The organism is Arthrobacter sp. Soc17.1.1.1, assembly GCF_036867195.1.
Lineage (GTDB): Bacteria > Actinomycetota > Actinomycetes > Actinomycetales > Micrococcaceae > Arthrobacter_D.
Map to the genome: position 1 here is coordinate 3018205 of NZ_JBAJII010000001.1, position 16393 is coordinate 3034597.

The 16393-nt window shown below is 70.4% G+C and carries 13 protein-coding genes; 2 read left to right on the forward strand and 11 right to left on the reverse strand.

Features of this window, described 5'->3' with window-relative positions; genetic code table 11:
* Positions 1-39: 39 nt before the first annotated feature.
* The 5 genes from V6S67_RS13960 to V6S67_RS13980 all read right to left on the reverse strand — a co-directional run bounded on the left by V6S67_RS13960 (position 40) and on the right by V6S67_RS13980 (position 6929).
* Positions 40-462, reverse strand: a complete 423-nt coding sequence (locus V6S67_RS13960; protein WP_334210796.1) for a DUF779 domain-containing protein — start codon at positions 460-462, stop codon at positions 40-42.
* A gap of 8 nt (positions 463-470) precedes the next feature.
* Entirely contained in the window at positions 471-1994 is a 1524-nt protein-coding gene (gene exaC, locus V6S67_RS13965) for an acetaldehyde dehydrogenase ExaC (RefSeq protein WP_334211605.1), read from the reverse strand.
* 107 nt (positions 1995-2101) lie between these two features.
* Positions 2102-3961, reverse strand: a complete 1860-nt coding sequence (locus tag V6S67_RS13970) for a M23 family metallopeptidase (protein ID WP_334210797.1) — start codon at positions 3959-3961, stop codon at positions 2102-2104.
* A gap of 131 nt (positions 3962-4092) precedes the next feature.
* Positions 4093-5445, reverse strand: a complete 1353-nt coding sequence (locus tag V6S67_RS13975) for a GAF domain-containing protein (protein ID WP_334210798.1) — start codon at positions 5443-5445, stop codon at positions 4093-4095.
* A 62-nt stretch (positions 5446-5507) separates the two neighbouring features.
* Positions 5508-6929 carry an FAD-dependent oxidoreductase gene (locus V6S67_RS13980; RefSeq protein ID WP_334210799.1) on the reverse strand — a complete coding sequence of 474 codons (1422 nt, stop codon included), beginning with the start codon at positions 6927-6929 and terminating at the stop codon, positions 5508-5510.
* A gap of 190 nt (positions 6930-7119) precedes the next feature.
* Here V6S67_RS13980 and rarD point away from each other — a divergent pair, with 190 nt between their 5' ends.
* Positions 7120-8082 (forward strand): EamA family transporter RarD, encoded by a 963-nt coding sequence (rarD, locus tag V6S67_RS13985; protein WP_334210800.1) that lies wholly within the window; start codon positions 7120-7122, stop codon positions 8080-8082.
* A 19-nt stretch (positions 8083-8101) separates the two neighbouring features.
* Here rarD and V6S67_RS13990 read toward each other — a convergent pair whose 3' ends face one another.
* The 6 genes from V6S67_RS13990 to V6S67_RS14015 all read right to left on the reverse strand — a co-directional run bounded on the left by V6S67_RS13990 (position 8102) and on the right by V6S67_RS14015 (position 15534).
* On the reverse strand, positions 8102-9322 hold the full coding sequence (locus tag V6S67_RS13990) for a saccharopine dehydrogenase family protein (RefSeq protein WP_334210801.1): 1221 nt from the start codon (positions 9320-9322) through the stop codon (positions 8102-8104).
* Positions 9322-10884: an APC family permease gene (locus V6S67_RS13995; RefSeq protein ID WP_334210802.1), complete on the reverse strand. Its 1563-nt coding sequence runs from the start codon at positions 10882-10884 to the stop codon at positions 9322-9324. Before V6S67_RS13995 ends, V6S67_RS13990 begins: the two co-directional genes overlap by 1 nt.
* A 52-nt stretch (positions 10885-10936) precedes the next feature.
* The gene (locus V6S67_RS14000) at positions 10937-11488 is read right to left on the reverse strand and encodes a MarR family winged helix-turn-helix transcriptional regulator (protein ID WP_334210803.1); all 552 of its coding nucleotides are present in this window, start codon (positions 11486-11488) and stop codon (positions 10937-10939) included.
* Between the two features lie 205 nt (positions 11489-11693).
* Complete coding sequence (locus tag V6S67_RS14005; RefSeq protein ID WP_334210804.1) at positions 11694-13214, reverse strand: APC family permease; 1521 nt, start codon at positions 13212-13214, stop codon at positions 11694-11696.
* Positions 13211-14110, reverse strand: a complete 900-nt coding sequence (locus V6S67_RS14010; protein ID WP_334210805.1) for a universal stress protein — start codon at positions 14108-14110, stop codon at positions 13211-13213. Before V6S67_RS14010 ends, V6S67_RS14005 begins: the two co-directional genes overlap by 4 nt.
* Positions 14107-15534 carry a flavin monoamine oxidase family protein gene (locus V6S67_RS14015; protein WP_334210806.1) on the reverse strand — a complete coding sequence of 476 codons (1428 nt, stop codon included), beginning with the start codon at positions 15532-15534 and terminating at the stop codon, positions 14107-14109. Before V6S67_RS14015 ends, V6S67_RS14010 begins: the two co-directional genes overlap by 4 nt.
* Positions 15535-15666: 132 nt before the next feature.
* Between V6S67_RS14015 and V6S67_RS14020 the strand changes: the two genes are divergently transcribed.
* Entirely contained in the window at positions 15667-16338 is a 672-nt protein-coding gene (locus V6S67_RS14020; RefSeq protein ID WP_334210807.1) for a TetR/AcrR family transcriptional regulator, read from the forward strand.
* Positions 16339-16393 lie beyond the last annotated feature (55 nt).

Sequence of the window (16393 nt, forward strand, 5' to 3'; positions counted from 1 at the left end):
CCGACGCGACCTCCGCGCCGGCCCCTTCCGGTGTGCCTCCTAGCCCATGAGGCGTGAGCGGATCAGGAACCTCTTCCCCTCCGGCGCCTCCACCGAGAAGCCGCTCCCCCGCCCGGGCACCACGTCGACCGTCAGGTGCGTGTGGCGCCAGTACTCGAACTGCTCCCTCGACATCCAGAAGTCGATGAGGCGGGGACCGGATGTCCCGTCCGGGCCGGCCGACGATCCCCCGTCACCGGTCGAGATGTCGAGGACACCGAGCAGCACGTCCGCCTCGGCGGTGATGAACTCGCCCGCCGGATAGCACATCGGTGACGAGCCATCGCAGCATCCGCCCGACTGGTGGAACATCAGTGGCCCGTGGATCAGCCACAGCTTGTCCAGCAGTTCGACGGCGCTGTCCGTGAGCGCCACCCGGGAGAAGGTCTCCCCCGGGATGGTCACCGAGGCTTCGACGGTCATGGTCCCTCCTAGAAGAATCCGAGCTTGGATTCGGAGTAGCTGACCAGCAGGTTCTTGGTCTGCTGGTAGTGATCGAGCATCATGGCGTGGTTCTCGCGGCCGATGCCCGAGGACTTGTACCCGCCGAACGCCGCGCCCGCAGGATAGGCGTGGTAGTTGTTCACCCACACCCGGCCGGCCTGGATCTCGCGCCCGGCACGGTAGGCGATGTTGCCGTTCCTCGACCAGACTCCGGCGCCGAGCCCGTAGAGGGTGTCGTTGGCGATCTCGAGGGCCTCGGCGTAGTCGTTGAAGCGGGTCACCGAGACGACCGGGCCGAAGATCTCCTCCTGGAACACCCGCATGCTGTTGGTCCCCTCGAACACGGTGGGCTTCACGTAGTAGCCCTCGGCGAGGTCGCCGTCGAGCAGGTTCCGTTCACCGCCGATGAGGACCTTGGCGCCCTCCTGCCGGCCGATGTCCATGTAGGAGAGGATCTTCTCCAGTTGGTCGTTCGATGCCTGGGCTCCCACCTGCGTATCGGTGTCCAGCGGGTTGCCCTGTACCATCTTCTCCACGCGGGCGATCGCGTCCGCCATGAAGGAGTCGTAGATCGAATCCTGCACGAGGGCGCGTGAGGGGCAGGTGCAGACCTCGCCCTGGTTCAGTGCGAACAGCGCGAAGCCCTCGAGGGCCTTGTCGTAGAAGGAGTCGTTGCTCTCGGCCACGTCGGAGAAGAAGATGTTCGGGCTCTTGCCGCCGAGCTCGAGCGTGACCGGGATGAGGTTCTGGCTCGCGTACTGGCTGATCAGCCGGCCCGTGGTCGTCTCGCCGGTGAACGCGATCTTCCGGATGCGCTTGCTGGAGGCCAGCGGCTTCCCCGCTTCGACGCCGAAGCCGTTGACGACGTTGATGACGCCCGCCGGCAGGATGTCGCTGATCAGCTCCATGAGCACGAGGATCGACGACGGCGTCTGCTCGGCCGGCTTCAGCACGACGGCGTTGCCGGCGGCGACGGCGGGGGCGAGCTTCCACGTGGCCATCAGGATGGGGAAGTTCCACGGGATGATCTGCCCGACGACGCCGAGCGGCTCGTGGTAGTGGTAGGCCGTCATGTCCTCGTCCAGCTGGGACAGGTGGCCCTCCTGGGCGCGGATGGCGCTGGCGAAGTACCGGAAGTGGTCGATCGCGAGGGGGATGTCCGCGGCGAGGGTCTCACGGATGGGCTTCCCGTTGTCCCAGGTGTCCGCGACCGCGAGCATCTCGAGGTTCTCCTCCATGCGGTCCGCGATGCGGTTCAGGATGAGGGCCCGCTCCGCGACGGACGTCTTGCCCCAGGCGGGCGCGGCCTTGTGGGCTGCGTCGAGTGCCAGCTCGATGTCCTCCGCCGTGCCGCGTGCCACCTCGCAGAAGGGCTTGCCCGTCACCGGGGAGATGTTCTCGAAGTACTGGCCCTTGATGGGAGGAACCCACTCGCCGCCGATCCAGTTCTCGTACCGCGGCTTGAAACTGACCTTCGATCCGTCCTGGCCAGGCTGGGCGTAAACAGTCATCATCCAACTCCTTGAACTCCGGGTGTGCAGGACGTCGTCGTCCTTGGTGCACAGCCTAGGAAGCCGAAGGTTGCATCGACGTTGCATGCCCGGAAGGAGCGGTCCCGCTACCCCTGTTCGTGGGCCGGAGGCACTGTCGCAACGACCGGCGGTGCGGGCGCCGGTGTGGCCGGACCCTCCGGGCCGGGCGCGGGTGCGGGATCGGCACCCGGTTCGGGCGTGCCCGGCTCGTCGCACGTCGGATCGGTGGGGTCCTCACCCGGTGCGGGGTCGGTACCCGGTGCGGGATCCTCACCCGGCGCGGGGTCGGCGCCCGGAACAGCCTGGTCACCCGGCGCAGGGGCCGCTCCCGGGGCGGGGGCCGCTCCCGGGGCGGGGGCGGAACCCGGCGCGGGCTCTGCTCCCGGTGCAGGGGCGGCGCCCGGCGCGGGCTGCTCGCCCGGTGCGGGCGCTGTTCCCGGTGCCGGCTCCTCGTCTGCAGGGGTTGTCGGATCTGTGTCGCAGGACGGCTCGGGAGTCGGACCCGCCGGCGGCGTGGCGCCCGGCAGGGTATCGACAGGGGGCGTCGCGCCCTGGTCCGGCGCCGTCGGCAGCGGTGCGCCCGGAGGGGTCGCAGCCCCCGGGTCCGTTCCGGCCGGTGGCGTGGTGACCGGCGCGGTCCCGGCCAGTGGCGGCACGTCTGCCGGCGGGGTGGTGCTGGGCACCGTTCCGGTCGGCGGCGTGGGGCCCGCCGGCGTCGTGCCCGGCGTCGTTCCCGGTTCCGGCGTGGTTGCCTCAGGCGGCGTGGTCCTGTCCGGCGTCGTTCCCTCCGGCGCCTTCGGGTCCGACGTCTTCTCCGGTGTTTTCTCCGGTGTTTTCGGGTCCGATGTCTTCTCCGGTGCCTTCTCCGGTGCCTTCGGGTCCGGTGTCTTCTCCGGCGCCTTCTCCGGGCTGTTCGGAACCGCGGAGCCGGGACCGCGGGGCGGCGTCACGGACGGGGTGCGGTCCTGTGCGGAAGCAGCACCCGCGCCCGCCGACGGGGCGGGTGCCATCGGCAGCGCATCCACGGTGTGGTCGCCCGTGTGATCGTGAGTGTGGTCGTCAGAGTGGCCGTGCTGGTGGGAACGCGTCGAGGACTGCGCCCAGGCGGGGATGTCGGCTGCGCCGTCGCCCCCGGGAGAGTAGTCCTGCAGCTCGCCGCCGCGGGCGATGTGCTGGGCAGCCACGAGCTTCCACCGCAGCGGGTCGACGTGCTCGCCGTCGAGGATGGTCTCGAAGTGGAGGTGGCATCCGGTCGAGGAGCCGGTGGTCCCGACCTCCGCGATCGACTCGCCACCCCTGACGGTGTCGCCTGCACTGACCGAGATGGCACGGAGGTGGTTGTACGTGGTGATCAGGCCGTTGCCGTGGTCGACCTCCACGCGGTTGCCGCCACCCCACGGGTGCCAGCCGACGGCCCGCACCGTGCCGGCGTCGGCAGCGTACACCGGGGTGCCACAGGGCGCCGAGTAGTCCTGGCCCGTATGGAACTCGCCGTCCTCGCCCGTGATCGGGCTCGTGCGGGATCCGAAGGGAGAACTCGGGGAGAGGCCTTCGAGCGGCGCGAACAGATTCCCCGCGGCCGGTCGGGCCGAGATGCCGGTCGCCGTCGCGGCGGTCCCCTCACCCGCGGTGTCCGCCGCGGTCTCCGGGTCGGTGTCCGTGTCGGCTCCCACGAACCGACGGTCGAGGGGGTCGAGCGCGTCGGAGCCGCCCAGCGGCAGGAGCAGCGAGGAGCCGACGAGACCCGTGGGGCGGACGCCGTCCGCCCCGATCGGGCCCGAACCGGTCGAGGAGGCGGCGGCGGGGTCCCACGACTGCGGGACGATGCCCTGGAAGCCCACGAAGCACACGACCATGGCCAGGCTCGCGTTCATCTTCATGCGGGAGCTACGGGGACCCCGGTTCTGCACCCTCGCCGTCGCCGGGTGCCGGCCTGCCTGCGTCACGAAAATCCCCTTGAAAGTGCTGTGCGAACGGTGCGTTCGACCCACGGACGTTCCGGTCCGCCGGCCGTTCGGCCTCCGGGCACAACGTTAGCCCGCTCACAGGGCCGATTGCGACTGATCATTGCGATTCGCTAACGAAATTTGGGAAAAGCTGCGAGTAACGACGGCGGAACCCCTAGTTCCGTCTCCAGCCACTCCGTGTGTGCGACGACGACGGCTCGCCGCGGTGAGCGCTGGGGCAGGACCCTGAGCGCCAGTTGCCACGCCTCGACGTCGTACTCGGCCTCCGCGAGCGCGAGGTAATCGAGGACGGTCTCGGGAGAACCGTCGGTGAGGACGGCGTCCCGCAGGAGCGTGGACACCTCGCTGCGGAGGCGCATGATGGCCGGCGCCTGCGAACGCGGGAGGACGGGACCCCGGTAGATGCCGAGCGCCATGCGGTGCGCCCCTCTGTGGAGGTAGTTCAGCACCTGCACCGCGTCGACCACGAGCTCGCCCGGCAGGCGGTAGGGCCGGGACTGGGGCACGATCGCCTTGCCGTGCTCGGCCAGGACCTTGCGCAGCCGGAGCATCTCCGCCCGGACGGTCGTCCCCGACGCGTCCTCCGGATAGGCCATCGTGGCGAGCTGGTCAGCGGTGAGCCCCTCCGGGTGCAGGGCCAGGAGGGTCAGCAGTTCCGCATGGCGGAGGCTGAGCTCCAGCGATGCTCCCCCCGCGTGCACCACGCCGTGGTCCGTCCCCAGGATCTGCAGGCTGTTCCGGTAGAGCGCGGCGGGCACACGCCCCGGCCGGACCCGCCGTGCCCTGGGCAGGCGGCCCTGGAGCCGGTGGATGCTCAGTTGCGCCTCCGCCGCGGCGACCGCCGCCTCCACGAGGGACAGCGTGTGGGTCCCGACGGCGTCGGCGGTACCCGTGATGTCTATGACGCCCAGGACCGTTCCGGAGTCCGGGTCGTGCAGGGGTACCGCGGTACAGCTCCACGGGTGGACCTGCGGGCTGAAGTGCTCCGCGCCGGCGATCTGCACGCTGCGTTCGAGGGCCAGGGCCGTGCCCGGGGCGCTCGTGCCGACAGTGGCCTCCGACCAGTCCGCTCCCGGCACGAACAGCATGCCCTCCGCGCGACGCCGCAGCTCCCGGTCACCGTCGACCCAGAGGAGCCGGCCGTTCTCGTCGCCGACGGCCACCAGCATCCCGGATTCCAGGCTCGGCTGGACGAGCAGCCGATCGATCACGGGCATGATGGCCGCGAGGGGGTGGCTCTGGCGGTACGCCTCGAGCTCCTCCTCGGAGCAGAACAGGCGGGCCCGCGCCGTGGACGGGCTCGGGAGGAACGTCAGGGACCGCAGCCAGGATTCCCGCACGATCCCCCGGAGCTTCCCGTCGACGCTGTCGCCCTGGTCCAGGGCCTCATGGGCGGCCAGCGCCTTCTGCTGCAGCGCGACGGAGGACAACTCGGTGAGAGGGATGGAACGGGACGACGACATCGGCACTCCGCTTCGTGACCTGTCCCGCGTGGCAGCGTGGGACAGGTCACAGTGTAGCGGGACTACTCGCCGCGAGAAATGGCGACCATGTCCTCACGGGGCACGAGCTTCACGCGTTCGCGCACCACCTCGGCGTTGCCGGACGTGTTCACGAAGTTCGCACCCAGCTTGAGCTCGTGGGCGTCCAGTTTCAGCCACCCGTCCCAGGTGGTGTAGCGGACGCCACGCTCCTCGAGCAGGCCGATGATGGCGTCCTCGGACGGGTCCTCGGCCGGAGGGAGGTTGAGACGGTCCTCCAGGAGGTAGCCGATGGTCTCGAGGGCATCCCCCTTGGTGTGTCCGATGAGGCCGACGGGACCGCGCTTGATCCACCCGGTCGCGTAGATGCCGGGTACCGGTTGTCCCTGCTCGTCGATCACGCGGCCGCCCTCGTTGGGGATGACGCCGCGCTTCTCGTCGAATCCGACCTCGGGCAGTTCCGAGCCGAAGTACCCGATGGCGCGGTACACGGCCTGGACGGGGTAGTCGATGATCTCCCCGGTCCCGCGCACGTTCCCGTCCCCGGTCAGCTCGGTCCGCTCGAACCTCATGCCCGCGACCTTGCCGGGTGTCTCCGGTGAGTCGTGGATCTCGACGGGCGAGTGCAGGAAGTGGAGGTGCAGACGGCGGGATGCCCCCGTCGGCTCGTCCTCGACGAGCCAGTTGGTGAGGGTCTTCACCATGGTCTTGGTCTGGTTGTTGGTCGCGATCTGCTCCTCGGACCCGGCGTCGAAGTCGAAGTCCTCGGGGTAGAGGACGATGTCGACGTCACGCGAATGGGAGAGCTCACGCAGTTCCAGCGGCGTGAACTTCACCTGGGCGGGTCCGCGGCGTCCGAAGACGTGGACGTCGGTGACCGGCGAGGACTTGAGCCCCTGGTACACGTTGTCGGGGATCTCGGTGGAGAGCAGGTCGTCGGCGTGCTTGGAGAGGATGCGGGCCACGTCGAGGGCCACGTTGCCGTTGCCGATCACGGCGATCTCGCGGGCCTCCAGCGGCCACTCGCGGCTGACGTCGGGGTGGCCGTCGTACCAGGAGACGAAGTCCGCCCCGCCGAAGGAGCCGTCGAGTTCCACCCCCGGGATGTCGAGGTCGGCGTCGCGGATGGCGCCCGTCGCGAAGATCACCGCGTCATAGAAGCGGCGGAAGTCGGAGAGCGTCAGGTCCCGGCCGTAGTTGACGTTGCCGAGGAAGCGGATGTCCCCGCGGTCGAGCACCTTGTGGAGCGCGTTGACGATGCCCTTGATCCGCGGGTGGTCGGGTGCCACCCCGTAGCGGATGAGACCGTAGGGTGCCGGGTACTGGTCGAACAGGTCGATGCTCACGGCGAAGTCGCCGCCCTGCACCTCGTTCGACTTCGTCAGGATGTCGGCGGCGTAGACGCCTGCCGGACCGGCGCCGATGATCGCGACCCGCAGCGGCCGAGCCGCAGCTGAGGTAGACACTGATGAGCCTTCTTCCCGGGATGATCCTGGTGGATACCGTCGCGCACCAATAAGCGCATACTTCCCTATTCTAAATGCCTCCGCCCGGCACCGGCGAAAACAGTGGCGGGGATCTCCTCCGCCCCGGTGCGGCGGACGGCGGGAACACCGGCGCGGGAATAAACGTTCTCCTCGGCCGGTTCACGCCTGCGTGAGTGGAACAGGCACGAAGGTCAGTCGTCCGGCGCGGAGCGAGAACTCCGTCGGTATCCTCTTCGGCGTCGGCGCCTACGGTCTGTGGGGTCTGCTGCCGCTGTACTTCCTCGTCCTCGCGCCTGCGGGTCCCGTCGAGATCGTGGCGAACCGGGTGCTGTTCTCCCTCGTCTTCTGCGCCCTCCTGCTGACCGTCCTGCGGTCCTGGCGACCGGTGCTCACGGCCCTGCGCACCCCGAGGGTCACCGGCACGCTCACCGTCGCGGCCCTGCTCATCGCCGTCAACTGGCTCGTCTACACCTACGGTGTGACGTCCGGACAGGCCATCGAGGCAGCCCTCGGCTACTTCATCAACCCCATCGTCTCGGTCCTGCTCGGCGTGGTCGTGCTGCGGGAGAAGCTGCGCCCCCTGCAGTGGACGGCGATCGGCATCGGCGTCCTCGCGGTGGTGGTGCTCGCCGTCGGCTACGGCGCAGTGCCCTGGATCGCCCTGTCGCTGGCGTTCTCCTTCGGCCTGTACGGGTTCACCAAGAAGAAGGTGGGCTCCCGCGTGGATGCGGTGTCCAGCCTGAGCATCGAGACGCTGGTCCTGACACCCGTCGCCGTGGCCGTCATGCTGTGGCTGGCCTCGACCGGCGACGCGACCCTGGTGACCGAGGGGACGGGGCACTTCTGGATCATGGCCGCCTCCGGCATCATCACGGCCGTACCCCTCATCTTCTTCGGCGCCGCCGCCCGCCGCCTCCCCCTGACGACGATCGGCCTCCTGCAGTATCTGGCGCCCGTGCTCCAGTTCCTCCTCGCCCTGCTGGTGTTCGGCGAGGACATGCCCTTCGAGCGGTGGGTCGGGTTCAGCCTCGTGTGGCTGGCGCTGATCCTCCTCACGATCGACATGCTCCGGACCGTACGCCGCCAGCCCCGGCCCGTGAAGCGCGCCGAGCCGGTCTCCGCCCCGGCCTGACCCGCGCGGGCCTCGCGGCTCAGCGCTCCTCGATCCCCCAGGGCGACCCGTACCCCGCGGGGGCATCGGCCGCCAGCAGCTCCAGGAACGGCCGCGCATCGAAGGCCTCCGGGCCGAGGACCCCCGTGCCGCGCCAGCGGCCCGTGGCGAGCAGTTCCAGAGCGACCACGGGGTTGACGGCGGTCTGCCACACCACGGCCTGCGAGGCGTACTCGGCCATCGACCACGCGTTGTCGACGACGTGGTAGAGGTACACGGCCCGGGGTTCGCCGTCCTTGCCCAGCCCGGTGACGAACACGCCCGCGCAGGTCTTCCCGCGCATGCGGTCGCCGAGCGTGGCGGGGTCGGGCAGGGCTGCCGCGACGACGTCCCGTGGCGAGACCTCCACGTCCTTGACCCGGAGGGGCTCCGCCGAGTCGAGGCCCAGCATGTGCAGGGTCCGCAGCACGCCGATGAACTCCTCCCCCAGCCCGTACTTGAACGTCACCCTGCGCGCCTTCGTCCACCGTGGCATCAGGACCACCTCCTCGTGCTCCACGTTGACGCACTCCACGTCCCCGATGCCCTCGGGGAAACGGAACACCTCCGGCTCGCTGAACGGCTCGGTGGTGAACCACCCGCGGTCCCGTTCGAAGACGACCGGCGGGTTCAGGCACTCCTCGATGGTCGTCCAGATGGAGAACGACGGGGCGAAGCCGTAGCCCTCCACCGTCAGGTTCGCACCGTCGCGCACGCCCAGCTCGTCGATGGACGAGAACAGCTCGTCCTCCGCGTAGCGGGCGAAGACGTCGGACAGACCGGGCTCGACGCCGATCCCCACGAGGGCGAGCCGCCCGGCCGCCTCCCACCGAGCGGCGGCGTCGAACTGCGCCTGCCCGAGCATGACCCCCGTCTTCTCGTACGGCTGGTGCGGGTGCTTCTCGGACAGGCTCATCGCCATGTCGAGGTACGTCGCGCCCGCGGCGAAGCAGCCGTCGAAGACGGGCATCACGAACCGCGGGTCCACCGCGTTGAGGACGTGCGTGGCGGCGTGCTCCCGCACGAGGGCGGCCACCGTCGCCGCCGACGACGCATCCACCGGGACCGCGACGAGGCGCGGGTCCTGCAGTTCGTCGACGAGGGCCTGCGGACGCCCGGCGTCGTAGTCGGCGATCACCAGGTGCTCGAAGAACGTCCGCCGCACGAGGATGCGGACCGCGGCCGAACCGACCCCGCCCGCACCGATGACCAGGATCCGCATCAGGAGAGTCCGCCGTCGATCGAGCGCCGGTGCACGTCGGGTGAGTCCGGCACGAGGACGGGCGTGTCCTCGTCGAGGCTCTCACCGCGGAAGAACGGTGCGGAGCCGGGCCTGCTGCGCCAGACGACCGCGAGGACCAGGCCCAGGGCCAGGGAGCCGATGCCCGTGACGAACGTCCCGCCGATGCCGAACAGCACGCTGTAGCCGTACTCGACGTCGGCCATGTCGATCGCGGACCTGACGAAGGCCGCGGTGAGCAGGACGGCGCCGATCAGCGGCAGCAGGAAACGGAAGACGACATTGTGGCGGGACGTGAACAGCTCCCGCCGGAAGTACCACACGCACGCGTAGCCGGTGATCGCGTAGTAGAACGCGATGGCCAGGGCGAGGGAGAGGATGGAGTCGGCCAGGACGTTCTTGCTGATGAGCGTCATCAGCACGTAGTACGCGATCGCGGCGATGCCCATCACGAGCGTGGAGAACGACGGCGTCCGGTAGCGGGGGTGGACCACGCCGAAGCGCGCGGGCAGCGCCCCGTAGACCGCCATGGAGAGCGTGCCGCGGGCCGTGGGCAGGATGGTGGTCTGCGTCGAGGAGACCGCGGAGACCAGGACGGCGACGACGAGCAGCCACGACCAGGGTCCGAGGACGGCGTCCTTGAGGGCGAGGAACACGTCCTCCGCGTTCGCCTCGTTGCCCAGGCCGATGCCTTCCTCCCCCACCCCCGCGTACATCATGGCTGCGACCGTGACGCCCACGTAGGTCACGAGGAGCAGGACGGTCGACAGCAGCGCCGCGCGGCCCGGGACGCGGCGGGCGTCCTTCGTCTCCTCGTTCAGGGCCAGGCAGGCGTCCCAGCCCCAGTAGACGAACAGGGCCAGGAGGATCGCCTCGGTGAACCCCTCGACGCTCTCGAACGCGAACGGGTTGAACCAGTCCCAGGACACCGGTGTCGCGGTCCCGACCGTCCCGTTCGCCGCACCGGCGAGGGCGAGGACCACGAAGAGCACGAGTGCCGCGTACTGGATGCCCAGCAGGACGTTCTGGAGCTTCGCGCCGATCTCCACGCCGCGGTAGCTGACCACCGTCATGAGCGCGATGAAGGCGACGCCGGTCATCGTCACCAGCAGCGGCTCCTCCGCGAGGGAACCGTCGCCGACGAGGAGCCAGAGGTACGTGCCGCCGACCTGCGCGAGATTCGCCAGCACGATGACGCCCGCCACCGCCACGCCCCACCCCGCCATCCAGCCGGCCCACGGACCGAAGGCCTTGGTGGCCCACGTGAACGAGGTGCCGCAGTCGGGCACCGCCTGGTTCAGCTCCCGGTACGCGAAGGCGATGAACACCATGGGGATGAACGCGAGGACGAAGGCGATCGGCGCCTGGGCCCCGACGGCGAGGACCACGAAGCCGAGGGTCGCGACGAGGGAGTACACCGGTGCCGTCGAGGCGAGCCCGATCACCGTCGACTGCCAGAGGCCGAGGGCGCCCGCCGCGAGGCCCTTGCCCTGCCGGTCCGCGGGATCCCCGTGGGACCGGCTGTCGACTGGGAACTGGCTCATCGTGCCCCGCTTCTCGAAGGACCGCCGCCACCGTGCGAGGTCTGGCGTCACTCTACTGACCGGCCGATGGTCCCGGAAGCCCCGTCCCTGCGCGGTGCGCACCCCGCGGATCCGGCACCTCGGCGGCCGGTTCACGCGCAGCGAGGTACGCCGCGCTGAACCGCGAGAGCAGGCCCGCGAGCTCGACGACGTCGGCCGGGTCCCACCCCTGGAGCTGTCGCCGGAAGGACCGCCGCCTGCTCAGGCGTGCCTCGTCGATCCGACGGGCACCCTCCGCCGTGAGGACCACGGGGTGCGAACGGTCGTCGCCGTCCGACGGGCCGCGCTCCACGAGGCCGAGCCGCTGGAGTGCCGCCACATGGCCGCTCACGCCGGGGTTGCCCATGCCCAGCGACGCGGCGAGGTCCGTGACGCGGCAGGGCCCGAGCATGCGGGCGGCCGCCAGGACACTGTAGGCGGCCGGTTCCATCGCGGGATCGATCCTGCGGGCGAGGATCCGGCACACGCGCTGCTCGCTGCGGCACATCAGTCCGGCCCTGTCCTCGACGGCGTCGAGCAGGGCGCGGCGCGGCTCGCCCGTCACCTGCCCGCCGTGATCCTCCATGCCGGAATGCTAGGTGCTGACGGCCCGCCCGGCACCGGTGTCCGGCCGCATTTCTCTCCGTGACGTGCCTCCCCCACGGCGCCCGCCGGCGTCCCGTTCCCCGGGCGGGCGGCCGGCCACGCAGCGGCGCCGCCGTCCGGCCCGTGGGGGCTCCGGACGGCGGCGCGGACGCGGCGGATTCGGTGGCCCGGGTGCGCCCGGACCGCTAGTCGCGCGGGGCCGACCCGCGGGTGAGGACCTCCTGCCGGAAGAACGCCGGGTTGATGCGCGACCAGACGAGCATGAGCACCGCCCCGAGGAGGATCACCCCGATCCCGAGGATGAACACCATGCCGATCCCGAACAGCTCGGACCCGGAGCCGTACCCGGGGTCCATGGAGTCGATGGCCGTCTTGACGAACATGACCAGCAGGATCACGCCGCCGAGCAGCGGCGCCAGGAACCGGAAGAGGACGTTCCGGAAGCTCGCGAAGGCCTGGGCCCGGAAGTACCAGACACACGCCAGGGCGGTGATGCCGTAGTAGAAGCAGATCATCAGGCCGAGCGCGGTGATGGTGTCCCACAGCGCGTTCTCCGAGACCAGGCGCGTGAACACGTAGAACCCGGCGGCGGCGACGGCCGCGGCCACGGTCGCGAAGCTGGGCGACTTGTACTGCGGACTGATGCGTCCGTAGCCCTTGGGCAGCGCCCGGTAGTGCCCCATGGCGAGCAGCGTGCGGGCGGGCGAGACGAACGTGGACTGCAGGGACGCGGCCGACGAGCTCAGCACGGCCATGGACATGAGGATGGCGAACGGACCCATGACAGGGCCGGCGAGCGTCGCGAAGATGCTCTCCTGGTTGTCGGGGTTGCCGGCGCCGAGCTCGCCGTCGCCCACTCCGGCGTACGCGAGGGTGGCGAGCGCGACCGTGAGGTAGATGACCACGATCACGACGACGGTCAGCGCGCCCGCGCGGCCCGGGGTCCTGTCAGGGTCCGTGGTCTCCTCGTTCATGGTCAGCGTCACGTCCCAGCCCCAGTAGATGAAGATCGAGAGCGAGACGCCTGCGGCGAAGGCGGAGAACGAGCCGACGGCGAAGGGGTTGAACCAGTCCGCGCTGATGCTCGTGGCGTCGAATGCCGTGCCGTTGCCGACGTGGATGAACGCGGCGATGGCGAACCAGGCCAGGACCACGAGCTGGAAGGTGACGAGCACGTACTGCACGATCTTCGTGGCTTCCATGCCGCGGTAGGAGATGTAGCACGCGAGCGCGATGAACACGAGCGTCGTCGCGATGTTCACCGGCAGGTTCAGGGTGAGTTCGGCGATCGAGGGATCGCCCATCACCTGGGAGAGCAGGAGGTAGAAGAAGTCGACCGCGACGGCGGCGAGGTTGGACAGCACGATCACGGTCGCCGCGATGAGGCCCCACCCGCCCATCCAGCCGATCCACGGGCCGAAGGCCCGTGTGGCCCAGGTGAAGGAGGTCCCGGAGTCCGGCATGGCGCTGTTGAGCTCGCGGTAGCCGAGGGCCACGAGCAGCATGGGGATGAAACCGATCAGGAAGATGGCCGGGAGCTGGGTCCCGACCTCGGCGACCGTGGGGCCGAGGGCCGCGGTCAGCGTGTAGGCGGGGGCCACGCAGGACACCCCGATGACGACGGCGCCCAGCAGGCCGACGGTCCCCGAGTCGAGGCCCTTCCTGCTGAGTCCCGATCCCCTGTGTGTAGTCTCGTCGATACTCATGCGTCCGCCTCCGTGGGTAAGGCGCCCGGGCCGGGAGTGGTGCCGGGCGTTGCGTACGTACGCGGGACGACGACCATGGGGATGGTCAGCGTACGCAGGATCTTGGCCGCGGTGGACCCGAGGAAGATGCGCGCGTGCTGCGCGAGGCGGCTCGATCCGACGAGCAGCACCTCTCCCTCGTCCCAGGCCATGGACTCGACGGCCTCCTCGACCGAAGCGCCGTGCGCCGTCTCGACACTGACGCGCCCGCCGGCCGCCAGCGACGACGCCGCCTCCGCGAGCCGCCGGTTCGCCTCGTCCTCGGCTCCGCCCGGGTCGGGCTGGCCGGCGTCGAGCGCGATGAGTGAGACCAGGCGCAGCGGCAGGCCGCGGCGGCCGGCGGAGGACACGGCGACGGAGATGACGGCGTCGGCCCCGGCCCGCCGGCCCACCGCGCAGGTGAGGCGCGTGACGGGGTCGGTGCGCCGGTAGCCCTGCGGTGCGAGGGCCACGGGCACGGGCGAGGCGTGCAGCAGGCTGCGGGCCACGTTGCCCACGCTGAACCGGCTGGTGAGGCCGCGCGAGCTGGCCCCGATCACGATCAGGGAGGCCTCGGTGTCCTCGGCCGCCTGGATGAGCCCTTCGGCGTTCGAGTCGGCGCGGACGACGACGCCGCGCGCGCGGACGTCGTCGGGTACCAGTGCGAGTCCCTGGTCCATCCACTCGGTCATCTGCTCCGACAGGAGGCTGTCGAAGCCCTTGTCCGGCGGATAGGTGCCCGCGTAGAGCGAGTGCTCGGGCGTCACGAGGACGAGGTCGAGGGTGGCGTCCTGGCGCCGCGCGAGGGCGACGGCGAGGCACACCGCGTCGTGCCCGCGTTCGTCCGCGGTGTACCCGACGATGTAGCGCACGGTCATGCCTCCTTCGCGGTGCCGGCCGACTGCAGCCCGGAGGCGAGGGCGCGGTGGACGTCCGCGGCGGTGCGCCGGCCCATGCGGATGGCGCCGTCCACGTGCTGGTAGCCCTCGGCCGCGATGTCCGAGCAGGACCAGTAGATGGGGCCGACCGGCGTGCGCTGGTCGCGGCCGTAGCGGTGCAGTCCCCCGAGGTCGTAGCTGGAGGCGTACGCGCCGCGCGTCCACTCCTCGGAGGCCCAGTCCGATTCGTAGTAGACCTCGGGGTCGAGGGCCTGCGGCCCGAGGAAGCCCGCGATCGAAGCGAGGATGCGCTCGCGGCGTTCGTGCGGCGGGAGCTCGAACATCGCGTCCGCCTTCTCGTCGGAGACGAACCCCACGAGGGTGCCGCGCGGGTCCTCGTAGTTGCTGTTGTCGTAGACCTCCTGGACGATCGAGCCCGCACTGAAGCCGGTCCCGGAGAGCCCTTCCGCACGCCAGAAGGGTGTGGCGTAGACGGCGTGCACCTTGATGACGAGTCCCAGCGACTGGTGCTGGTGCATCTGGTGCTGGCGTCGCGGGAGCGGCGGCTCGTAGCTGATGCGCGAGTACAGGTTGGGCGGGACGGCCACGACGGCGTACCGCGCGTTCACCGTCGTCGTGTCCGACACGACGGTGACGCCCTCGACCGTGACGCCACCGGCGCTGCCATGACCGTCCATGCCGCTCCAGCGCAGGGTGCGCACGGGGCTCGAGAGGATGACGTCGTCCCCGAGGTCGGCGGCCATGCGTTCGGAGACGGACTGCATGCCGCCGACCACGCGCCGGTCGAGGATGAAGTCCTCGTCCACGAGGTTGGAGAAGGACCCGGCGGTCGCCGCCATGAGGATCGCCTGCAGCGCGGAGAAGGAGTGCGCGGGCTTGGTCAGCATGCCACCCGCGATGAAGAGCCCGATGTTGTCGCAGGCCTCCTCGTCGTCGGACTGCTGCCGCAGCCAGTGGTGGAAGGAGATGGTGTCCAGGGCACGGGCGTCGGGGTGGTTCCACGGCGCTTCCGGGCCGGCCTCGGCCACGAGCCGGTCCAGGATGTCGATGAGCCGCGTCATCTCCTCGCGGGTGTAGTCGCTGACGGGGAACATCTCCCCCGAGTACCGCACCGGCCGGTCGTCGGGGCCGATGTAGACGGAATCGCCCTCCCGGTACCGCGGGAACGTGTCCATGCCGAGTTCGTCGAGGAGCCCGATCAGCGCGGTCTGGTCGGGAGACACCCACTGGCCTCCCACCTCGAGGACGGCGCCGTCGACGACGTCCGTGTGGGTGCGCCCGCCCACCCGGTCCCTGGCTTCGACGACGGCGACCGAGTGGCCCGCCCGCCTCAGCTCGCGTGCTGCGGTCAGCCCCGAGGGCCCCGCTCCGATGATGACGACGTCCCGCTCGATGATGTCCATGAGATCCTCCCGCCCCGCATGACACGGGACACAAAATGAATGGCGTTCATTATTTTGCCCTACTATAGCCATGGGTGCCCCGTGTGGGAAGGGAACGCCCGAGGAATCGACGGCACCCAGGAGGCAGCTTCCATGACCGCAGCAGCGCCGGAGCCACGGCGTGCCGGACGTCCCCCGAGGAGCGTGCTGTCCAAGGACCGCATCACCGACGCGGCACTCGACCTCATCGCCAGCGAGGGGTACGAGGGACTCACGATGTCGGCCGTCGCCCGGCGACTCCGCGTGGCGCCGTCCGCGCTCTACAACCACGCCGGGTCCAAGCAGGAGGTGCTCGGCTGGGTGCAGGACCACGTTATGACCATGGTGGAGTTCGACGCCTTCGCGGACCAGCCCTGGGACGAGGCCGTGCGGCGGTGGGCCTGGTCCTACCGCGAGGTCTTCGCCCGGCACGCGCCCCTCGTCCCCGTCATCGCCGTCCTGCCCGTCACGGACGCACCGGACACGCTGCGCATGTACGAGGAGGTGGCCCGTGGGTTCCAGCGGGCCGGCTGGCCCGAGGAGCGGATCGTGCCGGCGATCGTGGCCCTGGAATCCTTCATCTACGGCTCCGCGCTGGACGTCACCGCCCCCGGCGACATCTTCGACTCCGGCGCCCTGGCGGACCGCTTCCCCGTCTTCACCGCCGCCGTCCGCAGCGCCACCGCGGCGGCCGGCACCGGGAGCACGGCGGACGCCGCCTTCCGCACCGGCCTCGACGGGATCATCGCCGGCCTCCGCCAGCAGCTCGCCACCTACTCGTCCTGAGCCGCCCGTTCGGGCGCGCGGGCATGCCCTCGTGCGCATGGCACCGCCGCACTCC